Genomic DNA, 21,051 nt, shown 5'->3' on the forward strand with positions numbered 1-21,051 from the left:
GTTTGTGCTCATAGGCAATGGCAAACGGTACGGTCGATTTCTTCAACGACACTGGCGGTTACGGTTTCATCGAGACTGACGACGCGGACGAGGACGTGTTCTTCCACATGGAAGACGTCGGCGGCCCGGATCTCGAAGAGGGACAGGAAGTCGAATTCGACATTGAACAGGCCGACAAGGGCCCCCGCGCGACGAACCTCGTTCGTAACTGAACGGCGTTTCGGACCGCAACTTTTCCACACACAGTTCCCGGCGAGCAACGGAACCGTTCGGCCCCGATACCCGGTTGCTCACCGTTCCGTCCCACCGTCGGCGACGGTCGAATCGACCGTCCGTTCGGTGGCATCGACTTGGAACGTCGAGAGCATCCGGCGGAGTTCTTTGGTCCGCTCGGCCAGTTGCCCTGCGGCGTCGGACACCTCCTCGACGGAGTCGGTCGCTTCTCCGGCGGCGTCGGTGACGGTTTCGGCCTGCCGGGTCGTCTGTTCGGAGACGCTGGCAACCTCGTCCACCATGGCGACGATTCCCTCCGCCGAACCGGCCTGCTCGTCGGTCGTCCGGGCGATGCTTTTGAGTCCGGTGTCGACCTCGTCGACGCCATCGACGATTTCCTCCAGAGCCTCTGTCAGGTCACCGACCGATTCGACGCCGTCCGTAATCTGTGATTCGGTGGCCCGGATGTCGCTGGCGCTGTCCCGGGCCTGTGCCTGAACCTGCTCGACCTGTGACTGTATCTCCGTGACGACAGTCTTCGTCTCGCTCGCGAGGTCTTTCACCTGGTCGGCGACGACGGCGAACCCGCTTCCGTCGGCGTCGGCCCGCGCGGCCTCGATGTTGGCGTTCAGCGCCAGAATCGACGTCTGCTCGGCGATGTCGTCGATCAGTTCGGTTGCCTCACTGACCTGCTCGATCTCGGCGGACAGTTCCTCGATGGCAGTCACAGCGTCGGCAATCCGGCCCTCGACATCGCGCATTTCCGTGATGGTTCGCTCGGCCTGGTCGCGCCCGTCTGCACCGAGTCGCGCGACACGGTCCGACTCCGTGGCGATCTCGTCGGTCGTGGCTGCGACTTCTTCGATTGCCGCCGACAGGTCGTTAACCTCGTCGGCCGTTCGCTGGAGGTCCCGGCTCTGCTCGCGCGCGCCGGTCGAAATCTGCCCGACCGACTCCCGCACCGCTGCACTGGCTTCTCTGACCTCGTCGGCGCTCGCCTCCACGTCAGTGCTCGACCCGGCCACGTCGTCGGTGAACTCCTCGACGTCGGCGATGGTCGACTCCAGCGAGGCGATCATGTCGTTGAACGAGGCGGCGATGGCGGACATCGCTTTGCTGTCGGTCTCGGGGTCGAGTCGTGCCGTGAGGTCGCCCTCGGCGCAGGCGGCCATGATCTCACTGTACCGCTCCGCCTCGGCCTCGAGCTCCGCGTTGAGTCGCTGGGTCTGAATCTCGGACTGCTCGGCCTCTTCACGGGCGCGCTCGGCCTCCGCACGCGCCGTTTCGGCCTCACCGAGTGACGCCTCCAGTGAACGTCGCATCGAGTCGAACTCGTCGTACAGCGCGCCAACCTCGTCTACCCGGTCGGTCGACAGCTCCGCGTCGAGATTTCCGCTGCCGATCTCGCCCGCCCGGTCGGCCAGTCGCTGGAGCGCCAGGGCGAGGTTGCCGCCAATAGTGACGCCGAAGATGCCCAGATTCAACGCGACGACGTAGACCAGGGCGACGATGGCCGCGGTCGCGACGTCGCGGTCGGCGTAGACCGTCTCGGTCGGTGCGTGACTCACGACGTGCCATCCCGTTCCAGAGACGGGCGCGGCCGTCGCGGCCAGCTCCGTCTCGCCAACGGTTCCGGTCCCGGTTCCGTTCGCCGCCAGCTCCGTGGCTCCCCCGGCGCGCTCCGGCTCGCCGGCCGCGAGAAGCACGTCGCCGTCCGCCGCGAGCGCGGTGTCGTATCGCTCGTCTGCGAGTCGGTCCTGGAGCGTCGCGGCTGCGCCCGCCACGACGACGGAGCCGTTCTCCCCGGCCGAGGCGACGACTGGGACGACGGAGCCGTCCCCGACGACGGCGTCTCTGGAACCGCCGACCGCGACCGAGTCGGTCCCGTCAGACGTGGGCACAGGCAGCGACCGGCCGACCGCGTTCGACTGTGAACTCGCCACGATCCGGCCATCCTCGACGTAATGTATGGCTCCGACCCGACCCGACCCGGCGGCAGTCCTGGCGAGGTAGTCGCCGAGTCGCGCCGTGTCACCGCTTCGGACGGCATCCGTGGCCGCGACGCTCTCCGCCAGATTGGCGTTCGCGTCGACCCACAGCGCCGCCGTATCGGCGCTCTCGTTCGCGTCGGCACTGAGGGCGGCGTCGGCGGACCCACCGAGTTCCCCCGCGACGTTCCCGTAAAATACGACGGCCGACACGAGTGTGACGACGAACACGAGCGCGAGCGTCGTCGCAATCTTCAGGCTGTAACGCGACCTGATCCGGTCGGGAACGAGGTCTCGTGCGTTCATCGGGAGTTCCCTCCAGCCGTGGCGCTGTCGTCGGTGGCGGAGCGGCCGATTTCGGTCGGCAGCTGGGACGTGTGGCAGCTCATCGTCAGTCGTCGGCCGGTGTCTCGGCGGTCGGTCGGTCCGGGTTCGAGCGCGTCAGGAACGAGAGTGGAGAGGGGTAGGTCTCGGCTACCGACCTGATTGCCGGCGCCGAGCGCAGAATCAGTCCAGCGAGCGCAACGTGGCTGAACAGGTCGAGATAGGCGGAGACGTAGATTCCGGTGAACGCGCCGAGCAGACCCAGCGCCTGTCGTGTCGTCAGCGCGACGAGCAGGTACGTGAACAGCATGATTACCTGGACGTTCCGGAGCTTACCGAAGAGGAGTCGCTGGTCGCCGGACACGGACGTCGCCGACCGCGTGTACGGGCGCAGCAACAGCCACAGTGAGTAGACGAACCCGCCGAGCACCAGCACGCTCACGAAGCTGTCAAGCGGCGGCGACGCGAGGTGGCGGGCCATCGCTCCGAAGGAGAACGCCCACAGCCCGAGTATCCCCGAGACGAGCAGCCGCCGGTTGGCGTCGGCGAGCAGTCCGGTGTAGGCGGCCGCGAACGCGTATGCGATGCCGTAGTCCAGAAACCGCGTGACGTACACCGGTGCGCCCTCCGGCCCGTCTAACAGTAGAGTTCCGGTCGCCATCCCAGTATAACTCACCGTGAGCAACGCGGTAACCGTCGGCGCGAGCAGCATATGCCGACGCATCGCGCCCTCGAACCGGCGGACTCGGGCGGCAAAGACGACTGTCAGTCCCAACGCCACGACCGCAACTGCCGAATAAAGTGTTTGTTCTTCGAACAACATCGTGTTACTGTGGCGGTTGCTTCCTCCGGGTGACAGTGCAGACGACACCCAGTTCGACCACCGTCTGAACGTTTGCTAGGCGACCGCAGGAATAAACTCGCGGTCGGTTTCGCACGCTGAACCGCAGGCGGGCCCGACGGTCTCGACCCGGTGTTCGCGGAGAGCGACACGGTTTTGCCACGGCACGGAGAAGTTCAGAGCGAATGATTAGCAGGCAGTTCCTCCGAGAGAACCCGGAGACGGTCAGAGACGCCCTCGACGACAAGGGCGTCGACGACGTGGACGTCGACCGGATTCTGGCGGTCGACGAGGAGTGGCGCGAGCTGAAGGCTCGCGGTGACGACCTCCGACACGAGCGAAACGAGGTCTCCTCGAAGATCGGCCAGCTCAAACAGGAGGGCAAAGACGAGAAAGCACAGGAAGCCATCGAGCGGTCGGGCGAACTGAAAGAGAAACTGGAGGACGTCGAGGACCGTGCCACGGAACTCGAGGCCGAACTGGAAGAGGCCCTGCTCGAGCTCCCGCAAATCCCTCACGAGGACGCCCCAATCGGCGACGACGAGAGTGACAACGTTGCGGTCGCCCGAGAGGGGTTCTCCGACCTGCGCGACCTCCCGGACCCGGTGGTCCCCCACTACGACCTCGGAGAGGACCTCGGTATCCTGAGCTTCGAGCGCGGGGCGAAAGTCTCCGGTGGCGGCTTCTACTTCCTGCAGGGCGACGGTGCGCGTCTGGAACACGCCCTCATTCAGTTCATGCTCGACCTGCACCGCGAGCAGGGCTACACCGACGTGTTCCCGCCGATCCCGGTCAACAGCACGTCGATGGAGGGGACCGGCCAGTTCCCGAAGTTCGTCGAGGACGCCTACCGCGTCGGCGAGGACAACGACCAACCCTACGACGAGGACGACCTCTGGCTCCTCCCGACCGCCGAAGTTCCGGTCACCAACATGTACCGCGACGAGATTCTGCTGGACGACGACCTCCCGCTGAAACACCAGGCATACACCCCCAACTTTCGGCGCGAAGCCGGCGAACACGGCACGGAGACGCGCGGCATCGTCCGCGTCCACCAGTTCAACAAGGTCGAACTCGTCAACTTCGTTCGCCCGGAGAACAGCTACGACCGTCTCGAAGACCTCCGCGAGGAAGCCGCGGCAGTGCTCGACGAACTGGGCCTGCCATACCGCGTGCTGGAGATGTGTACCGGCGACATGGGCTTTACCCAGGCCAAAAAGTACGACATCGAAGTGTGGGCACCGGGCGACGACATGGACGACGGCCCCGAGGCGGGCGGCCGCTGGCTGGAGGTCTCCTCGGTCTCGAACTTCGAGGCGTTCCAGGCCCGGCGGGCGGGCATCCGGTACCGACCCGAGCGCCACGAGTCCGCCGAGTACCTGCACACGCTGAACGGCTCCGGACTGGCCGTCCCCCGCGTGATGGTCGCTATCATGGAGTACTATCAGAACGACAACGGCACGGTCACCGTTCCCGAACCGCTCCGGGAGTACATGGGCGGCCAGGAGACCATCGAGGGCCACGAACCCGTCGGTGAGAGCGCTCTCGGTGCAGGCGAGAAGGGCTAAGGGTTGGTGAAGGTGTGAACCGTCGCCACGCGCTCGCCCTCGAAGACAAACACGTCCACGAACGAGACGACCGGTTCGCCCTCGGGGTCGAGTAACCGGCCCCGGACGGCGACCTCGTCCGCGTCCGACTGCGAGTCGCTCCGCGTTTCGCAGTACACGGCGTCCAGTGGGTGGCTCGTCGCCTTCATCGGCCGCTCCTCGCGCATGAACGTCACGAACCGGTCTCGACCCTCGATGGTCCGGTCGGGACGATGGTGGGCGAACCCGGGAGTCAGCAGGTCTGTGAGTGTCTCGTAGTCGTCGTCGTCGAGCGCCCGGTAGTACTCGCGGGCGGTCGTCTCGTTGTCCATACGGGGCATACGGAGCGGGGAACCGAGAAAGTGGGGGACCGAACACCGGACGGCGCGGCCCGAGTCACTCCGTCGGGTCTTTCAGGTCGAGTTCGATGTCCTCGTCACCCTCCTCGCCACCGTCGTCGGTGACGTCACTGCGTTCGTTGCCGTCGGCTTCGGCCCGTTCGTCCGCCGTGTCCTCACCGTCACTGTCGTCCGCCACGTCGAATTCGACGGCGCTCGAAACGCCGCTCTCGCCCCGGGCGTCGGGTCCGGCCCGTTCCGCGTCGTCGCGCTCGGTCGTGTCCTCGTCGTCGACGGACACGTCTTCGACGGCGGCGTCCACGTCGTCCTGTTCGCCGGGGTCGCCGTCGGCCTCGCCGCCGGGTTCGGACGTGTCCTCGTCCTCGGCGGGGTCGGTCGGAGCGTCGAGGCTCCCGGAGCCGTTCGCCTCGGCCGTGGTAGCGGTCCCCGCTGCGTCGAGGGTGATGTCGTCGGGGTCCGGCGGTTCTCCGATGTCGCGGGCGGTCTCTAGAGGGGTCTCGGCGTCCTGGCGGAGTTCGTCGGCCTCCTTGCCGTCGCCGCTCGCGTACTCGCTCGCGGATTCGGCCAGCCACTCGGCGGCCTGCCAGAGCGCGGTGGCTTTCTCTTGGGCGCGCTCGAAGCCAGCCTCGAGTGGCTCGGACTCGGCGAAGCGGACGGCACTTTGAAACTGGTCGGCCGACTCGCGGAACTCCTCCATCGCCCGCTGGAAGTCGCCCTGTGAGATCAGCCAGTCACGGTCCTCGAAGCTCTTCATCGCGCTGGTAAACGCCCGCCGAGCCTCGATGTAGTGGGCGTGGCCGACACGGTAGCGCCCGACTGCAGTCGAGTCGCCGCCGATGGACGAGACTGCCTCCCGGACCGCGTCGATGTCGGGGCGGCGCTCCAGGTCGCTGGTCGACCACGCGTATTGGATGACTCCCTCCTGGTCGATGACGAACACCGCGCGTTTGGACAGCAACTGGTCACTCTCCAGTGCCACGTCGTATGCCGCGACGGCCTCGCCGTGCGTGTCGCTCAGGAGGGGGATCGACAGAGAGTACTCCTCGGCGAACGCGCGGTGGCTGAACACGCTGTCGGTGCTGACGGCGAAGATGTCCACGTCCCGCTGCATGGTGAAGAGGTCGAGCCCTGTCAGGTCACAGGAGTCGTCTTCGCAGGCGGGGTTGAAGTCAGCCGGGTAGAACGCCAGCACGATGATTCCGCTGCCGACGTAGTCGTCGAGAGAGACGTCTCTCGGTGCACCGTCGACCACGCCCGGCAACGCAACTGTCGGGGCCACCGTCCCTTCCGATAGCACAGCCAAACCTCTACTGCAAGGAACTTAAACCCTGACTGCGTTCGTACATTCGATGGGCGCATACGGCCTGCACGTCCGCTACGAGGGCGACGACGACCCCGACAAGTGCAGCGCCCGGAAGCTCTCGCGGTTCGACCGCGCGGAGTTACACCGGGCGACCCGGTCGACACCACCTGGTATCGTTCTCAATCCGTTCGCCAACCGGGTGCTTTCGCCCGAGGACGGCGTCGGGGCCGGCGCACGCCACGACCGAGTGGTCGCGCTCGACTGCTCGTGGGAGACCGCCGATCGCGAGGCCTTCGACTTGGAGGGCATCCACCGCGCCCTCCCCTTCCTCGTCGCCGCGAACCCCGTCAACTACGGGACACCCTTCGAACTGAATACCGTCGAGGCCTTCGCGGGCGCGCTCTGCCTCCTCGGCCAGCGTGCCCAGGCAGAGGAGATCCTCTCGAAGTTCACCTGGGGCCACACCTTCCTCGAACTCAACGAGGAACCGCTCCGTCGCTACGCCGAGTGTACCGACGCCGACGGGATTCTTGCCGTGCAGGACGACTACCTCGACCGGGAGTGATCAGCGGTCCTGTGGCTCGTGGAACCGCTCGGAGCAGAAAACCGTCGCCGTAGAACGTGTCGAGCGCACGGAGCGTGCCGATGTACGCACCGATGGCGATGATGCTCACGGTGATGACGAGGCCGAAGACGAACCAGAAGACCTGGAGGACCATACGCCGGGCAGTCGAGCCGAGAACTTCAATCCAGCGCCCTTCTCTCCTCACGCCCAGCGAAAGCCCACGGGTTCGGCGGGCGGGTCGAGCGGACGCGGTGACAGGTCCCCCTTGAAATCGGGGTCGTTGTACCCGCCGGGTGCCACGTCGTTGGGACCGTCCGGGTAGAACAGGGCGGCCAGCGCCTGGATGTGACCGCGGCCGACGCCCAGTTCGAACTGGCCGCCGCCGTACATCCGGATGTCGTGGTCCATGCAGTACTCGATGCTCTCGGACAGCGACGCGACACTCCCGAACCGGGAGGGCTTGATGTTCAGCCAGTCCGGCTCGAACGGCAGAATCTCGATGCTCTCGACGCCGGTAATCGGTGCGTCCCAGGACACTCGCCCCTCCCGACCCTCGAACAGCGGCCGCGTCTCCTCTGTGAGCCTCGGGTCCTCGATTACCGCGTTGGGGAACGTCGAAAGCACCAGTTCGTACAGGTCGGGGTCGGCCGGCGCGTCCACGTCGGTCCCCTCGTACTGCCCTTTCAAGTCACAGATCCGGACGGGTGCGAGATCGGCCACCTCGGCGGCGAGGTCGGCACTCCAGTCGGTCGTCGGGTCGAGTTTGAACTCGGTGTTGGGACGGATGTCGCGTACCTGCTCTAGCCGGTCTATGGTCGGGGGCTCGCCCAGTCGCGTACTGACGACGAACTCGACGGGGTCGTACGTCCGGTCGAGCGCCGACGACAGGTCGAGGCCGTTCTGGCGGAGCGTTAGGTCCAGCGCAGCGCTCTCGACGCCCCACCGCCGATAGTGCCGGAACACCTCGCGCTCGGGCGGCGTGGGAAACAGGTCCAACTCCCCCACGCGAGCGGAGAACTCGGCGAAGGTGGACTCGCCGGTGAGGTCGGGGAGGCCAGCCGCGGCGAGTTCGTGGTGGTCCTCGGTCTCGTAGGTCACGTCTTCGCCCCGGCCCGTTTCGCCCTCGCCCGAGAGCTCGACGGTCGTGGTGGCGCGAGCGAACCCGCTCGTGGTCTCTCGCTCTCGGAGCGTGTGGTCGATACTGTCGACGGCGACCGGCAGGTCCGCGACCCTGTCGAAGAGCATACACCGGATAGAACGGGCTGATTCAAAAAGCCCGTCCGGGGCGGTCTCGGAACGCTTAAACACGACGACAGGGTACAGATATTTATGGCTACGTTCGAGAAAGCTGAAGATCGCATTCTGTCGAAGATGATCTGCATGCGGTGTAACGCTCGCAACCCGGATGAGTCGGACCGCTGTCGGAAATGTGGCTACGGGAACCTCCGACCGAAAAACCGCGAACGCAGCGCGGCGTGAACTCCCCTGCCCTACCGCGCTCGGGGCTGCCCGCCGCTCGCTTGTGAGGACAGGGCCTCCCGGTTCTGTGTCGGAATTTATCGCCGACGTGGGCACAGGGACTCCAGACTTCGCAGGTGACGTTCCGTCACAGGTGGTTCGGAGTGTCCCACTCCTACCGAATGGACACTCGACTCCGCAAGTGTGGTCATAAAACCGTCCGTGGCTCTACCCGTCGGGATACTTCGGCTCGTGTTTTTCGGCGCGTTCCAGCGCGGTTTCGACCACGTCACGCACGTCGCCCTCGAACGTGCTGCCGTGGCCGGCGTACATGTGTTCCACGCTATCGGGCATGCAGTCGAGGAGGTCTCGAACGCTCTCGACCAGTCGGTCGCGGGACTGGCCGGCCATATCCGTCCGGCCGAAGGAACCGTAGTCGAACGCCCCGTCGTCGTGGACGACCACGTCGCCGCTGAATACGGTGGTCTCGCTGACCAGCGAGACGTGATCGTCGGCGTGGCCGGGCGTGTACACTACGTCGAAAGCCTCGTCACCGATTACGACTTGATCGCCGTCCTCCAGTTCGACGGACTGGTGACGGTGGGGCGCGTAGGTGTAGCACTCGGCGTCGAACTCCTCGAGAACGTCGTCCAACTGGGCGACGTGGTCGCCGTGCTGGTGTGTGAGGACGACAGCGTCGAGGGTCCGGGTGTGATCGCGGACTTCCTCGACGACGCCGTTCATCGCACCGGCGTCGACCAGCACGGGGCGCTCGCCCAGCGCCAGATAGGCGTTGCAGGTGAACGTTTCCGCCTCCGCCGTGACGTTGTGTACGTCCATGTTTGCCCCGTCGGCCGGAGAACGTTTCAGGGTACCGGGCGGCGAGATGCTTTTTACTCTGCAACTCTAATGAACTTGCATGGGGTTCGGGAGCTACGACGAGTCCGAACAGGACAATCAGGACTACGACACTGATTTTGAAGACGACGACGGCGTATCAACATCCGAGAACACCCACGACGGCGACGTCGAATACGAGTTCAGTGCGTCCAACGACGAACTGCTCGACAAACTCAAACATATCAAAGAGGACGAAGACGAAAACACGTGAAAAAAGGGGCCCGTGCCCTCGGTATCGCCGAGTCCTTCCGCGGGGACCGGAGTACGCTCGCCGGTGTCGTGACCCGCGCGAGCTGCGTCGCCGACGGCTTCGCCTTCACCACCTGCACCGTCGGCGGGACCGACGCCACGGACGCCATCTGTTCGCTGTTCGGCGACCTCGGGCGTGAAGACGTCCGGTATGTTCTCGTCTCCGGAATCGCCCCTGCATGGTTCAACGTCGTCGACCTGCACCACGTCGCCGACCGGACCGACCGACCCGTCCTCTCCGTAACATACGAGAATAGCGAGGGGCTCGAACCGGCACTGCACGAGCAGTTCGACGGCGACGAACTCGACGAGCGACTTGAGACCTATCTTGCCCAGCCCGACCGCCAGCGTGTCGGAATCGGCGACGAGACCCTCTTCGTCCGTGCCGTCGGCCTGAACGACGACGAGGCGGCGGCGGTCGTTGACGGTTTCACCCCGGTCGGCGGCCGCCCGGAGCCGCTCCGGGTCGCGCGTCTGGCCGCTCGCGGGGCCGACGAGTTCCGCCGCAGCCGCTGACCGGGCTGGTGCAGGCGACTCACTTTTGTGCCCGCCCGCCGGAGCGACTGCATGGGCGAGATGGAGCGTCTCGACGTTACCGAATGTACGCGCTGTCCCGACCTCGCGGACTGTCGCAGCCGGATCGTCAACGGCGTCGGTCCGGCGGACGCGGACCTGCTGTTCGTGGGTGAGGGGCCAGGCAAAAACGAGGACGAACGAGGCGAGCCGTTCGTCGGCCGGAGCGGCACAGTGCTGGACGACGCGCTCCAGGCTGCCGGACTCGCGCGGGCCGACGTGCGGATCACCAACTGCGTGCGCTGTCGGCCGCCGGAGAACCGCGACCCCCGAACCGGGGAACTCGACAACTGCCGCGAGTATCTCGAACGGGAGATCGACGCCGTCGAGCCGACGGTAATCGTCACCCTCGGGAAAGTGCCGAGCGAACACCTGCTGGGACGTGACGTCGGGGTGACCGGCGAGGCCGGCGACACGTTCGACTGTGACATCGCCGGTGAGACTCGACCCGTCATGGTCTCGGTCCACCCGGCGGCGACGCTGTACGACCGGAGTCAGAAAGAGACCTTCGAGTCGACAATCCAGCGGGCCGCGGACCTGATGGGGTCGGGCGGCCAGTCGACGCTCGGCTCGTTCTGATACTCGTGGGGCCTCGTCCCGCGTCCCCGCTCGGTTTCTCTCACGGGAACGCCGGGAGACCGAAGCTCTGCCGAGCTCCGGTCTCGCGGTGGTTGGTTGGAACGGAACTGATTTGACCCGGACTCGCCAATCATCGGACATGAGTACGACCCAGACGGCCGCCGAGGTGGTCGTCGTCGACTACGGGCTTGGGAACCTCCGAAGTGTAACCCGTGGGCTGGAGCGCGCGGGCGCGACAGTCGACCTGATCGAGGAACCAGGCGCCGTCGACCGCGCCGATGGCATCGTCCTCCCGGGCGTCGGCGCGTTCAGCGAGGGGATGGAGAACGCCGGCCCGTTCCGCGACGCTTTGGCCGACGCTGCCGACGATGGAATCCCTCTCTTTGGCATCTGTCTCGGGATGCAGATGCTCCTCACGACCAGCGAAGAGGCCGACCACGCCGGTCAAGGCGAGGCCGAAGGGTTAGACCTGATTCCGGGCACCAACAGGCGGTTCCACGGCGACCAGAAGGTTCCGCACATGGGCTGGAACGAACTGGACGTGCAGCGGGCCCACCCGCTGGTCGACGGAATCGACGGCGACCACGCTTACTTCGTCCACTCTTACTACGCCGAACCGGAGACCGACGAAGCGGTCGTCACCACGACCGACTACGGCCTTGACTTCCCGAGCATCATCGCCGACGAGAGCGGGACGGTCTTCGGGACGCAGTTCCACCCGGAGAAATCCGGGGAGACAGGGTTGCGGATTCTGCGGAACTTCGTGGCAATCTGTGCGGAGCGATAGTCGGCCCTACCGGATGCGAGCGTAGCGAGCATCCGGTTTTTTACTGTGCGAGTGGCAGTGAGACCGTGACGACGTTGCCGTCCTCGTTCGTCTGGAAACTGATGCTGCCGTCGGAGAGGTCGACGATCCAGTAGACGAGCCAGAGGCCGAGCCCACTCGTGTGGGTGACGCTATCCATCTCCTCTTCGCCGGTCAGAACGCGATACTCGTACTCCGGGATCGGGGGACAGGTGTCCTCGATTTCGACGATGCAGCGACCGTCGGCCCGTGTCGCGTCGACGTGCATCCACGCCGACGACCCGTCGGCGTGCTTCGCGGCGTTGCCGAGCAGTTCTCTGATCGCAGTCTTGACCTCGCCGATGGCGCAGACGTTCAGCGACGACGGGAGGTCGGTCTCCACGTCGGCATTAGGGTAGCGGTCTTTGACCGTCGACACGGCGTCCTCGACGGCCGCCGTCACGTCCATGCGACACGGCGTGACGGGACCAGTGAGCAATTCGATGGTCCGGCGCTGCTTCTCGGCCTTGTGGAGTAACTCTCTGGCGGTGCGGTAGACCGCGGCTGCGTGCGCCGGAGGCTCGTCCTCCGGGTGTTCGGCGATGTACTCGGCGTGCCCGATGACAGTGTTGAGGTCGTTGCGGAGGTTGTGTCGAAGCATCGTGTCGATGACGCGCAACTGTCGCTCCCGGCGTCTGCGGTCGGTCACGTCGCGCGTGAACCCGACGATTCGAACGACCTCGCCCCGCTCGTAGATCGGTTCTGCCTGCACCCAGGCCCAGCGGCTGTAGTCCTGTCGTGGGTTGACGCGGTACCCGATGTCGACCGACTCGCCGGCCGAGAGTTGCGCCATGGCGTCGCGGACTGCCGGGCGGTCGTCGGGATGGATCGCGTCGAGGAATTTCCGGGCGTCCGCACGGATCGTATCGGCCGACTGCCCGTAGATCGGCTCGTAGGCCGCGTTGATAAAGAGCAACTCGGACCAGTCCGCCGAGAACATCCACAGCACGTCGTCGGCCTTGGCAGCGATCTCCCCGAGGCGCTCGGCGGTCTCGTCGCGCTCGCGCTCGGCCCGGACCCGTTCGGCGATGTCCCGCGAGCTCACGATATACCCGTCCGTTTCTGGGCCAGTGAGCTCGCTGATTCGGCTTTCCAGCCACGTGTAGGAGCCGTCGCTGGTCCGGTGTCTGTACTCGATGGCCCTCTCGTCCGCTCCTCTGGCGACGACTCGCTCGAACCGTGAACGGACGCGCTCGCGGTCGTCGGGGTGGACGTACTCGAAGACGCTCTCACCCAGGAGGACCGCGGGGTCGTATCCGATAATGTCTGTCGTCGCCCGGTTCAGATACCGGAACGTCCCTGCCTCGTCGAGAACGACAATCTTGTTCCGGGCGTGGTTGAGTAGCACCTCCGCCGAAGCGGGCCACTCCATCATCCTATACTGACTGCCGAAGAAAAAAAAAGTGGTGGCGGGAATCGGCTCGCTCGGGTCCGCAGGAGAACTGCGGTCAGTAGAACGCGATCGGACCCGTCTCGGCGTTGTCCTCGTCGGTGACTTTCTCGCGGGCGTCCTCGAAGTCCGTCATACGGACCTCCGTCCGGCTGTCTCGGATGGCGAACATACCGGCCTCGGTGGTGAGACTAGCGAGTTCAGCCCCGCTGAAGCCCTCCGTCTCGGCGGCGATCGAAGCTAGGTCGAGGTCCTCGGCGAGGTTGAGTTCCGACGTGTGAATCTCCAGGATTCGCTCGCGGCCCTCTGCATCGGGTTCCGGCACTTCGATGAGGCGGTCGAAGCGGCCGGGGCGAAGAATCGCACGGTCGAGCATGTCGAAGCGGTTGGTCGCTGCGATGATACGGATTTCGCCGCGGTCCTCGAACCCGTCCATCTCCGAGAGCAACTGCATCATCGTCCGCTGGACCTCGGCGTCGCCCGACGTTTTCGACTCCGTCCGCTTGGCCGCGATGGCGTCGATTTCGTCGATGAAGATGATGGCCGGCTCGCGCTCAGAGGCGAGCTCGAACAGGTCTCGGACCAGCCGTGCGCCCTCACCGATGAACTTCCGGACGAGTTCCGAGCCCGCCATCTTGATGAAGGTGGCGTCGGTCTCGTTGGCGACCGCTTTGGCGAGCATCGTCTTCCCGGTGCCGGGCGGACCGTGCAGAAGCACGCCGCTCGGCGGGTCGATTCCGATTTCGCGGAACTGCTCGGCGTTGACTAGCGGCTCCTCGACGGCCTCGCGGACCTCGCGAGTCTGTTCGTCCAGGCCGCCGATGTCGTCGTACAGCACGTCGGGACTGTGGTCGACCTGCATCGCCTGGGCGCGGGCGTCGGTTTCGGCGTCCAGAAGTGCCTGCACCGAAAAGGAATCGTTGATAGCGACCCTGTCGCCAGCTTCCAGCCCTTCGCGAAGGTTCGGCGACACCTCCGTAAGCACTTCCTGGTTGTTGCCGTGCTGTTTGACGATGACACCGTCCTCGGTGACCTCCTCGGCCGTGGCGATGTACAGCGACGACGTTTTTAGCGTCTCGTTCTCTCGTTCCAGCCTATCGACCTCGCCGCTGAGGTCCTCACGACGCTCCTGGGCCGAGTCCAGTTGCGACGATAGTTCGTTGTTGACTTGTTCTAGCTTGGTAAAGTGCTCCCGCAACGCATCCAGCCGTTCTCCTGGAGACATCTCCGGATCGAGATCCAGGCGCGGCCGGTCCGGGAGCGACGGACTCCGGGACATCTGACTATCTGTGTTAACGGGCGCTCGTAAAAGGGCCTTTGGGTCCCGGCTAACCTCCCCCGCCGTGACCCGATCCGTCGATTCCCCGGTGATCAGGTCAGGTTCGCGAACTCGTCGAGGTAGTCATCGTAGACGTCGAGGGCCGACTCCACGGGGTCGGGCGAGGCCATGTCGACGCCGGCGTCCTGGAGTAGTTCGAGGGGGTACTCCCGGGACCCCTTCCGGAGGAAGTCGACGTACTGCGTGGCTGCGGGCTCGCCCTCCGAGAGGATGGTGTCGACCAGTGCGACGGCCGCACTGATACCCGTCGCGTACTGGAAGACGTAGAACGCCCGGTAGAAGTGGGGGATGCGCATCCACTCGCGGGCGATTCGGTCGTCGATTTCGGCCGGTTCGTAGTAGTCGCCTTTCAGTCCGTGGTAGAGTTCGTCCAGCCTGTCGGGGGTTAGCGCCTCGCCGGCCTCCGAGAGCTCGTGGGCACGGTGTTCGAACTCGGCGAACATGGTCTGGCGGTAGAGAGTAGACCGGAACCGTTCGAGGTACTCGTTGAGAACGTGCCGGCGGAGCCGCTCGTCGTCGACGGTGTCGAGCAGATGGTGGGTCAGCAGAGTCTCGTTGACCGTCGAGGCCACCTCTGCGACGAATATCTCGTAGCCGCTGTAGACGTAGGGCTGTTCCTCGCTCGTGAGTTGCGTATGGAGGGAGTGCCCGAGCTCGTGGGCCAGCGTGTACATCGAGGACACGTCGTCCTGGTAGTTCATCAGGATGTACGGCTGGGAGTCGTAGGTCCCGCCGCTGTAGGCCCCGGACTGTTTGCCGTCGGTCTCGTACACGTCGACCCAGCGCGACTCCAGCCCCTCCGCGAGCCGGGACTGGTACTCCTCGCCCAGCGGCGCGACGGCCTCCGTAACGTACTCACAGGCCGCCTCGTAGGTGACCTCCGGGCTCTCTCCGTCGACCATCGGGACGTAGAGGTCCCACATCTGCAACTCGTCGGCCCCTATCGCCTCCCGCTTCAGTTCGGCGTGCCGGTGCAGACTATCCAGGTTTTCCCGGACCGTGTCGACGAGGTTGTCGTACACTTCGACGGGGATGTTGGGACCGTCGAGTGCGGCCTCGCGGGCGGTGTCGTAGTTGCGCGCGGTCGCCAGTTTGCTGTCGGTCTTGACGCTGTTTTTGTACGCCGTTCCGACGGCATTACGAACCGTCTCCCACTCGTCGTAGAACTGTTCGTAGACGTCCTGGCGGAAGGCCCGGTCGGGGTTCTTCTGGAGCGTAGTAAAGTTGTTGAGCGTGATCCGTTTTTGCTCGCCCTCGGGCGTCTCGACCGCTGGGAACGTCATGTCTGCGTTGGCCAGCGTATTGTAGACCTCGCCGGGCGCGCCGGTCACCTCGCCGAGTTCGGCCAGCAGGTTCTCGATCTCGGCCGAGCGGGTGTGTTCTTTCATCCGCAGTACGTCGTCGAAGTAGTGGCCGTAGACCGCTAGATCGGACTCCTCGTCGACCATCGCCTCGATCTGGCCGCGGTCGAGGGCCTGCAACTCGGGTTCGATGAACGAGGCGGCGCTCTGTGCCTCGGAGGACAGCGACTGTGCGCGGGCCAACAGCGCCTGATAGTGGCTGTCGGTCGTATCCTCGTCGCGACGCATCCGTGCGTACGAGGTAATATCCGAGACGGTCCGCATGACCTCCTCGCGGAGCGTCAGCACGTCCAGCAGGGTCGCGGCGTCCGCCGTCACCTGGCCTTCGTAGGCTGCCAGATCGGCCAGTCGCTCCTGGACCGCCTCGAAGGCGTCCTCCCACGCCTCGTCGTCGGCGTAGAGTGCCGCCAGATTCCACTTGTGTTCCTCGTCGATGTCGCTTCGTTCGGGAACCGAACTCATTGGACACGTTAGGTGGGGACGTCAGGTAAGCCTTTACGCGGCGGCTGGGCCTGCCGGTCCCGGCCACACCGCGGTAGGCATTTGAGGGTGCCAACCGAACCCGAACCATGGACATCGACCGGGCCCTCGGCCACGCCTGGCGCGACGACGCCCCCTGGGACCTGCTCACCAGGCTCTGTGAACTCGACGACCGGTTAGGCGGCCACCCAGGCGAGCGACGGGCAGCTGAGCTGGTCACCGACGCTCTCGGCGATGCGGGCGTCCGCGACGTCGAGACCCACGACTTCGAGATGACTCGATGGATGCGCGGACAGACCGACCTCGTCGTCACGGTTCCCGACCGCGGTCTCGAACGCGCGTTCGAGGCTGTCGCGCTTCCGTACTCGCCGGCCGGCGACATAGATGCGTCGCTCGTCGACGTGGGCCACGGGACGCCCGCGGAGATCGACGATACCGACTGCGAGGGCCGTGTCGCGCTGGCGAGTACGGGCACACCGGCGGGTGCCGACCGACGAATCCACCGTATGGAGAAGGTGGGACATGCCGCGGCCGCGGGCGCGGCGGCGTTCGTCTTCGCCAACCACACACCCGGTCAGCTCCCGCCGACCGGTACCCTCCGGTTCGGCGAGGCCGCGGCCATTCCGGGCGTCGGCGTCAGCGCCGAGACGGGCGACTGGCTCCGGGAGTACGCGGCCGCCGGTGCGTCGGTGTCGCTCGCCGTCGACGCTGACACCTGCCCGGGGACGAGTCGCAACGTCGTTGGCCACCTGGGACCCGAGACGGACGAGTCGATTCTGCTGGTCGCACACTTCGACGGCCACGACGTTGGCGAGGCGGCCCTGGACAACGGCTGTGGCGTCGCCGTCCTACTCGGCGCGCTCCGCATCCTCGGCCACGTCGAGAGCAGTCTCGGAACCCGGATCGTAGTCGCGGCCGTCGGGAGCGAGGAGCTCGGTTTGCTCGGGAGCGAGGCGCTGGCCGCCGAGTTCGACCCGGAGCGGTTCCGCGCCGTCGTCAACTGCGACGGCGTCGGCCGCAGTCGCCGGCTCCGCGCGCTGACCCACACCAGCGGCGACCTCTCGGCACTCGCGAGGAGGGTCGCGGCCGACCTGCGCCACCCGCTCGAAGTCAGCGAGCGACCCCACCCTTACAGCGACCACTGGCCGTTCCTCCGTCGCGGGGTGCCTGCGATACAGCTCCACAGCGAACGGGCCGACGACGAAGGCCACTGGGAGCGGGGCTGGACCCACACCCGCGCCGATACTCGCGAGAAAGCCGACGTGCGGACGATCCGTGAACACTCGATGGTCACCGCCCTGCTCGTCAGGACACTCACACGCGAGGACCAACTGCCGCCCCGGGTCGAACCCGCGACCGTCCGCGAGCGACTCGTCGAGGCTGGCGCCGAACCCGGTATGGTCGCCGCCGGAATCTGGCCCGACGGCTGGTGACCGGTCACGATCCGTCGGTTTCGTCCCTCTGGCCCACGTCACCGACACCAGTGACCAGCGCGTCGGCCACCCTCGCCCTGGTCCGGTGCCTGGCCCGACGCGCACTGAAGAGTTCGCGAACGCTCGCCGCGGCCGCCGGGTCTCGCTCGAACTCCAGACCGGGGTACGTCACGTCGGCCAGCACCAGCGGTTCGGCCGGCGCGGCGGGCACCCCTGCCGGTCCCGGTAGCGGTTCGGGCGCGAGAACCCGTTCGACGGCCCCGACGTCTCGCTCCGCACTGGCGACCGCCTCGACGAGGGCGACCAGCCGGCGGACGAGTTGACGGGCGAAGCCGCCCGCCCGGACGCGAACCACGAGAAAATCGCTGTCCCGGCCGAGCGACCCCTCGATGTCCCTCACCGTGTCGTCCGCATCGGGTGTCAGGTTGTGGAAGTCGTGTTCGCCACAGAGCGCGTCGAGTGCGGTGCCCGCGCGCTCGTCGTCGAAACGCTCGGACGGGGCGTGGAGATGGTAGACGTACTCGCGGCTCGCCGCGTCGTGGGTGGCGTGGAACCCGGCAGGCGCGTCGGCGGCAGCCCACACACGCACGTCCGGCGGGAGTTCGCTGTTGAAGACGCGCGGCGCGAGCCAGTCGGGAGCTGCGAAGGCTACAGTCTGTGCCACTGCTGACACACCGGCGTCGGTTCGCCCCGCGGCCGCGTATCCCGACGGCACGTCGGCCCCGCCCTCCAGCACGCCCAAGTCCCGGAGCGCCGCCACCAGCGTGTCGGAGACGGTCGACACGTCCGGCTGGCGCTGGAACCCGTGGAACCGCCGCCCGTCGTACGCGACCCGGTAGGCGCGCATACATCCACTGTCGTGTCGGCAGGTGAATGAGGCTTGCGAGGCCGTCGGCGCATTCCGTATATAGCCGCTCCGACCGTTCAAACCGGCTCGGCCGGGGCTCTCCGCGAAATCACACGACCGCAACGGCACGAAACTCGGTGCAATCGGCACCAATCCGGCGGAACGCACCGCCAGAGCCACCCCTTTATACGAACCACTGGCCACGAACTACGGATGCAATGTAGATGGATATCCGAACTGGTTCGTTGTTGCTGGCACTCGCGGTGGTCCTCACCGCGACGGTGCCCGCGGGTGCCGCGAGCACGGACGCACAGGTCGCCGAGAACGAGACGGACGGCGAGGCCGAAGCAGGTGCCCAGGTCGGCGTAACGGCTTCGGCTAGCGCCGATGCGGACGGCGGCGGAAACGGCCCGGCCGAAGTGGCCATCGACGCCGCTGTCAGTGCGTCGGCCGACGGTGACGCCCGGTCGGACCGCGGTGAAACCGCCGCCGAAGGCTCCGCCGACGCGAGTGCCGACGGGACGGTCTTGCTGCCTTTCGACATCGTGATCGACCTGCCGTTCGGTGCGGAGAGCGAGGCCAGCGCGAACGCGAGTGCGAGCGTGGACGACGGTGACGACGAGGACCTGCTCGGGGACCTCGACGAAACTGTCGGCCCGGCTAACCGGACGGACTGGCCGTTCGGCGGGAACGACTCGACGCTCGGTGGCATCTTCGAGGAACTGAGTGATGGAAACGGGTCGCTGGACCTCGACGAGGTGATCGAGGACGACCCGACCGACTCCGACGACCTGCTCGGTGGGAGCGACAGCGAAGGTGACGACACCGACGAGGGCGAGGAAAACGGTAGCGACGACCCGCTCGGCGGCATCCTCGATGGGAACGTCACCGACGAGGACAGCCTGATCGACGGCACGGACGACGGAATACCGGACGACGACACCGACACGCCGACCGACGATTCGTCCGACGATGGGCTGTTCGGTGGTTAGAAGTCCTCGAACGTCGGCCGGTCGCGGTCCCCGGGGAACTCCGCGAGCGGCACCTGTTGCTGGTCGCCCGAGGCCATGTCCTTGACCGTCACCGCGTCGTCCTCGAGGTCCTGCTCACCGACGATGACGACCGTCTCGGCGTTTATTGAGTCCGCGTAGTCGAGTTGCCCGCCGAAACTTCGGCCCGAGAGATCGGTCTCGACGATGTGGCCGCGCTCGCGCAACTCGCGGGTGATCCCAGCCGCCACGTCACGTGTGTCGCCGACCTGCAGGACGTAGTAGTCCGTCGTGAACCCTTCGTCGGGCCAGACGTCCGCTCGCTGGAGCAGCAGGGACAGCGGTGCGAGGCCCGGGGCGACCCCGACCGCTGGCGTTGGCTGACCACCGAACCCCTCAATGAGGTCGTCATAGCGGCCGCCGCCGAATACCGACCGCGAAACCTCACCGGTGGCGTCGAAACACTCGAAGACGACGCCAGTGTAGTAGTCCAGTCCACGGGCAGTCTCCAGCGACAGTGTACAGTACTCCCGCACGCCGAAGTCCGCGGCCACGTCCAGTACGCGCTGGAGGTTCGTCACCGCAGCTTCGACGCGGTCGGTGCCCGCGAACTCGATCAGTTCGTCCAGATTCGCCGCGTCCGTATCGAGCAGGCCGTCGAACTCGGTAGCCTGGTCGGCGGAGAGGCCGGCTTCGATCAGGAGGTCGTGGTACTCCTCGTCGTCGATCTTCGCGGACTTGTCCACGGCGCGGATGGCCTCGCGGGAGTCCACGTCGGCGTCGAACGCCGCCAGAAGTCCCCCCAGAATATCCCGGTGAGAGACGCGGAACTCGAACGCCTCGCCCGTGAGGCCGAGATTCGTCAGAGCGTCGGCGGCGAAGGCGAGTACCTCGGCGTCGGCCTCCGGTTCTGCGGAGCCGAAGACGTCGACGTTGGTCTGGTAGAACTCGCGAAATCGACCCTGCTGGACCTGCTCGTACCGCCAGAACGGCCGCGTCGAGACCCACTTGATCGGCTTCGAGAGTTCCTGTTGTTTCGCCACGACCATCCGCGCGACCGTCGGCGTCAACTCGGGCGTGAGTGAGACCTCGCGGCCGCCCTTGTCCTCGAAGGCGTACAACTCCTCGACGATCTCCTCGCCGCTCTTGTCGACGTACATCTCGGTGCGCTCCATCGCAGGAGTACCGACCTCTCGGAAGCCGTACCGCTTCGCCGTGGCCTCCAGCGTGTCGATGACCTCTCGTCGAGGTCCCATCTCCGCGTGGTAGAAGTCGCGAAAGCCCTTCAGGCCGTCGTACATGTGGCCCGCTTTGCCCACCGCGCGCTTGAATCTGTCCGTTATCGGCGCTCGCTATCCCTCGTCGCTGGTCTCGTTCTTTATTACAGAGAACAACGTTATAATCAATATGTTTATAATATCAGTAGAAGC

General features: G+C 66.0%; 21 protein-coding genes. 10 read left to right on the top strand and 11 right to left on the bottom strand.

Going from position 1 to position 21,051, the window contains the following annotated elements; translation table 11 throughout:
* Positions 1-17: 17 nt before the first annotated feature.
* Positions 18-212, top strand: a complete 195-nt coding sequence (locus Q0964_RS13625; protein ID WP_077206686.1) for a cold-shock protein — start codon at positions 18-20, stop codon at positions 210-212.
* 78 nt (positions 213-290) lie between these two features.
* Here Q0964_RS13625 and Q0964_RS13630 read toward each other — a convergent pair whose 3' ends face one another.
* Positions 291-2,507 carry a methyl-accepting chemotaxis protein gene (locus Q0964_RS13630; RefSeq protein WP_299268605.1) on the bottom strand — a complete coding sequence of 739 codons (2,217 nt, stop codon included), beginning with the start codon at positions 2,505-2,507 and terminating at the stop codon, positions 291-293.
* Between the two features lie 85 nt (positions 2,508-2,592).
* Entirely contained in the window at positions 2,593-3,348 is a 756-nt protein-coding gene (locus Q0964_RS13635; protein ID WP_299268607.1) for a bacteriorhodopsin, read from the bottom strand.
* Between the two features lie 203 nt (positions 3,349-3,551).
* Here Q0964_RS13635 and serS point away from each other — a divergent pair, with 203 nt between their 5' ends.
* Positions 3,552-4,934, top strand: coding sequence for a serine--tRNA ligase (gene serS, locus Q0964_RS13640; protein WP_299268609.1), 1,383 nt, complete (start codon positions 3,552-3,554; stop codon positions 4,932-4,934).
* Here serS and Q0964_RS13645 read toward each other — a convergent pair.
* On the bottom strand, positions 4,931-5,293 hold the full coding sequence (locus Q0964_RS13645; protein ID WP_414652167.1) for a nuclear transport factor 2 family protein: 363 nt from the start codon (positions 5,291-5,293) through the stop codon (positions 4,931-4,933). The two genes, serS and Q0964_RS13645, sit on opposite strands and share 4 nt — an antisense overlap.
* Before the next feature lie 55 nt (positions 5,294-5,348).
* Positions 5,349-6,608 (bottom strand): redoxin domain-containing protein, encoded by a 1,260-nt coding sequence (locus Q0964_RS13650; protein WP_299268612.1) that lies wholly within the window; start codon positions 6,606-6,608, stop codon positions 5,349-5,351.
* A gap of 52 nt (positions 6,609-6,660) precedes the next feature.
* Between Q0964_RS13650 and Q0964_RS13655 the strand changes: the two genes are divergently transcribed.
* Positions 6,661-7,179 (top strand): DUF367 family protein, encoded by a 519-nt coding sequence (locus Q0964_RS13655; protein WP_299268613.1) that lies wholly within the window; start codon positions 6,661-6,663, stop codon positions 7,177-7,179.
* Between the two features lie 201 nt (positions 7,180-7,380).
* Here the strand turns inward: Q0964_RS13655 and Q0964_RS13660 are convergent, their stop codons facing one another.
* Positions 7,381-8,424 (bottom strand): enolase-like domain-containing protein, encoded by a 1,044-nt coding sequence (locus tag Q0964_RS13660; RefSeq protein WP_299268614.1) that lies wholly within the window; start codon positions 8,422-8,424, stop codon positions 7,381-7,383.
* An 84-nt stretch (positions 8,425-8,508) separates the two neighbouring features.
* Here Q0964_RS13660 and Q0964_RS13665 point away from each other — a divergent pair, with 84 nt between their 5' ends.
* A complete protein-coding gene (locus Q0964_RS13665) occupies positions 8,509-8,658 on the top strand; it encodes a 50S ribosomal protein L40e (protein WP_299268616.1) in 150 nt (49 codons plus the stop codon).
* 207 nt (positions 8,659-8,865) lie between these two features.
* Here the strand turns inward: Q0964_RS13665 and Q0964_RS13670 are convergent, their stop codons facing one another.
* On the bottom strand, positions 8,866-9,477 hold the full coding sequence (locus Q0964_RS13670) for an MBL fold metallo-hydrolase (RefSeq protein ID WP_299268618.1): 612 nt from the start codon (positions 9,475-9,477) through the stop codon (positions 8,866-8,868).
* Positions 9,478-9,556: 79 nt separating this feature from the next.
* Here Q0964_RS13670 and Q0964_RS13675 point away from each other — a divergent pair, with 79 nt between their 5' ends.
* From Q0964_RS13675 to hisH, 4 genes are all read left to right on the top strand, one after another.
* Positions 9,557-9,748, top strand: a complete 192-nt coding sequence (locus Q0964_RS13675) for a DUF5786 family protein (RefSeq protein WP_299268620.1) — start codon at positions 9,557-9,559, stop codon at positions 9,746-9,748.
* On the top strand, positions 9,745-10,302 hold the full coding sequence (locus tag Q0964_RS13680; protein WP_299268622.1) for an endonuclease dU: 558 nt from the start codon (positions 9,745-9,747) through the stop codon (positions 10,300-10,302). The genes Q0964_RS13675 and Q0964_RS13680 overlap by 4 nt, the downstream gene beginning before the upstream one ends.
* A gap of 51 nt (positions 10,303-10,353) precedes the next feature.
* Positions 10,354-10,938: a uracil-DNA glycosylase gene (locus Q0964_RS13685; protein ID WP_299268624.1), complete on the top strand. Its 585-nt coding sequence runs from the start codon at positions 10,354-10,356 to the stop codon at positions 10,936-10,938.
* A 139-nt stretch (positions 10,939-11,077) separates the two neighbouring features.
* A complete protein-coding gene (hisH, locus tag Q0964_RS13690; protein ID WP_299268626.1) occupies positions 11,078-11,725 on the top strand; it encodes an imidazole glycerol phosphate synthase subunit HisH in 648 nt (215 codons plus the stop codon).
* 40 nt (positions 11,726-11,765) lie between these two features.
* On the opposite strand, the gene Q0964_RS13695 is transcribed toward hisH, so the two are convergent.
* The 3 genes from Q0964_RS13695 to pepF all read right to left on the bottom strand — a co-directional run bounded on the left by Q0964_RS13695 (position 11,766) and on the right by pepF (position 16,334).
* Positions 11,766-13,154, bottom strand: coding sequence for a PAS domain-containing sensor histidine kinase (locus tag Q0964_RS13695; protein WP_299268628.1), 1,389 nt, complete (start codon positions 13,152-13,154; stop codon positions 11,766-11,768).
* 76 nt (positions 13,155-13,230) lie between these two features.
* A complete protein-coding gene (pan2, locus tag Q0964_RS13700) occupies positions 13,231-14,451 on the bottom strand; it encodes a proteasome-activating nucleotidase Pan2 (RefSeq protein WP_299268630.1) in 1,221 nt (406 codons plus the stop codon).
* Positions 14,452-14,543: 92 nt separating this feature from the next.
* On the bottom strand, positions 14,544-16,334 hold the full coding sequence (gene pepF / locus Q0964_RS13705) for an oligoendopeptidase F (RefSeq protein WP_299268631.1): 1,791 nt from the start codon (positions 16,332-16,334) through the stop codon (positions 14,544-14,546).
* Positions 16,335-16,441: 107 nt separating this feature from the next.
* Between pepF and Q0964_RS13710 the strand changes: the two genes are divergently transcribed.
* Positions 16,442-17,785, top strand: a complete 1,344-nt coding sequence (locus Q0964_RS13710; protein WP_299268633.1) for a M28 family metallopeptidase — start codon at positions 16,442-16,444, stop codon at positions 17,783-17,785.
* Between the two features lie 4 nt (positions 17,786-17,789).
* On the opposite strand, the gene truA is transcribed toward Q0964_RS13710, so the two are convergent.
* Complete coding sequence (gene truA / locus Q0964_RS13715; protein WP_299268635.1) at positions 17,790-18,632, bottom strand: tRNA pseudouridine(38-40) synthase TruA; 843 nt, start codon at positions 18,630-18,632, stop codon at positions 17,790-17,792.
* Between the two features lie 224 nt (positions 18,633-18,856).
* Here truA and Q0964_RS13720 point away from each other — a divergent pair, with 224 nt between their 5' ends.
* Positions 18,857-19,624, top strand: a complete 768-nt coding sequence (locus Q0964_RS13720) for a hypothetical protein (protein ID WP_299268637.1) — start codon at positions 18,857-18,859, stop codon at positions 19,622-19,624.
* Here Q0964_RS13720 and hisS read toward each other — a convergent pair.
* On the bottom strand, positions 19,621-20,922 hold the full coding sequence (gene hisS, locus Q0964_RS13725; RefSeq protein ID WP_299268639.1) for a histidine--tRNA ligase: 1,302 nt from the start codon (positions 20,920-20,922) through the stop codon (positions 19,621-19,623). The genes Q0964_RS13720 and hisS overlap by 4 nt on opposite strands.
* Positions 20,923-21,051: the final 129 nt, after the last annotated feature.

This window comes from Halorientalis sp. (assembly GCF_028275115.1).
In the GTDB taxonomy this organism is placed as follows: domain Archaea; phylum Halobacteriota; class Halobacteria; order Halobacteriales; family Haloarculaceae; genus Halorientalis.

Coding starts and splice junctions, on each gene's coding strand:
- Q0964_RS13625 (WP_077206686.1), top strand. CDS start 18: ATGGCAAACGGTACGGTCGATTTCTTCAACGACACTGGCGGTTACGGT.
- Q0964_RS13630 (WP_299268605.1), bottom strand. CDS start 2,507: ATGAACGCACGAGACCTCGTTCCCGACCGGATCAGGTCGCGTTACAGC.
- Q0964_RS13635 (WP_299268607.1), bottom strand. CDS start 3,348: ATGTTGTTCGAAGAACAAACACTTTATTCGGCAGTTGCGGTCGTGGCG.
- serS (WP_299268609.1), top strand. CDS start 3,552: ATGATTAGCAGGCAGTTCCTCCGAGAGAACCCGGAGACGGTCAGAGAC.
- Q0964_RS13645 (WP_414652167.1), bottom strand. CDS start 5,293: ATGCCCCGTATGGACAACGAGACGACCGCCCGCGAGTACTACCGGGCG.
- Q0964_RS13655 (WP_299268613.1), top strand. CDS start 6,661: ATGGGCGCATACGGCCTGCACGTCCGCTACGAGGGCGACGACGACCCC.
- Q0964_RS13660 (WP_299268614.1), bottom strand. CDS start 8,424: ATGCTCTTCGACAGGGTCGCGGACCTGCCGGTCGCCGTCGACAGTATC.
- Q0964_RS13665 (WP_299268616.1), top strand. CDS start 8,509: ATGGCTACGTTCGAGAAAGCTGAAGATCGCATTCTGTCGAAGATGATC.
- Q0964_RS13670 (WP_299268618.1), bottom strand. CDS start 9,477: ATGGACGTACACAACGTCACGGCGGAGGCGGAAACGTTCACCTGCAAC.
- Q0964_RS13675 (WP_299268620.1), top strand. CDS start 9,557: ATGGGGTTCGGGAGCTACGACGAGTCCGAACAGGACAATCAGGACTAC.
- Q0964_RS13685 (WP_299268624.1), top strand. CDS start 10,354: ATGGGCGAGATGGAGCGTCTCGACGTTACCGAATGTACGCGCTGTCCC.
- hisH (WP_299268626.1), top strand. CDS start 11,078: ATGAGTACGACCCAGACGGCCGCCGAGGTGGTCGTCGTCGACTACGGG.
- Q0964_RS13695 (WP_299268628.1), bottom strand. CDS start 13,154: ATGGAGTGGCCCGCTTCGGCGGAGGTGCTACTCAACCACGCCCGGAAC.
- pan2 (WP_299268630.1), bottom strand. CDS start 14,451: ATGTCCCGGAGTCCGTCGCTCCCGGACCGGCCGCGCCTGGATCTCGAT.
- pepF (WP_299268631.1), bottom strand. CDS start 16,334: ATGAGTTCGGTTCCCGAACGAAGCGACATCGACGAGGAACACAAGTGG.
- Q0964_RS13710 (WP_299268633.1), top strand. CDS start 16,442: ATGGACATCGACCGGGCCCTCGGCCACGCCTGGCGCGACGACGCCCCC.
- truA (WP_299268635.1), bottom strand. CDS start 18,632: ATGCGCGCCTACCGGGTCGCGTACGACGGGCGGCGGTTCCACGGGTTC.
- Q0964_RS13720 (WP_299268637.1), top strand. CDS start 18,857: ATGGATATCCGAACTGGTTCGTTGTTGCTGGCACTCGCGGTGGTCCTC.
- hisS (WP_299268639.1), bottom strand. CDS start 20,922: ATGTACGACGGCCTGAAGGGCTTTCGCGACTTCTACCACGCGGAGATG.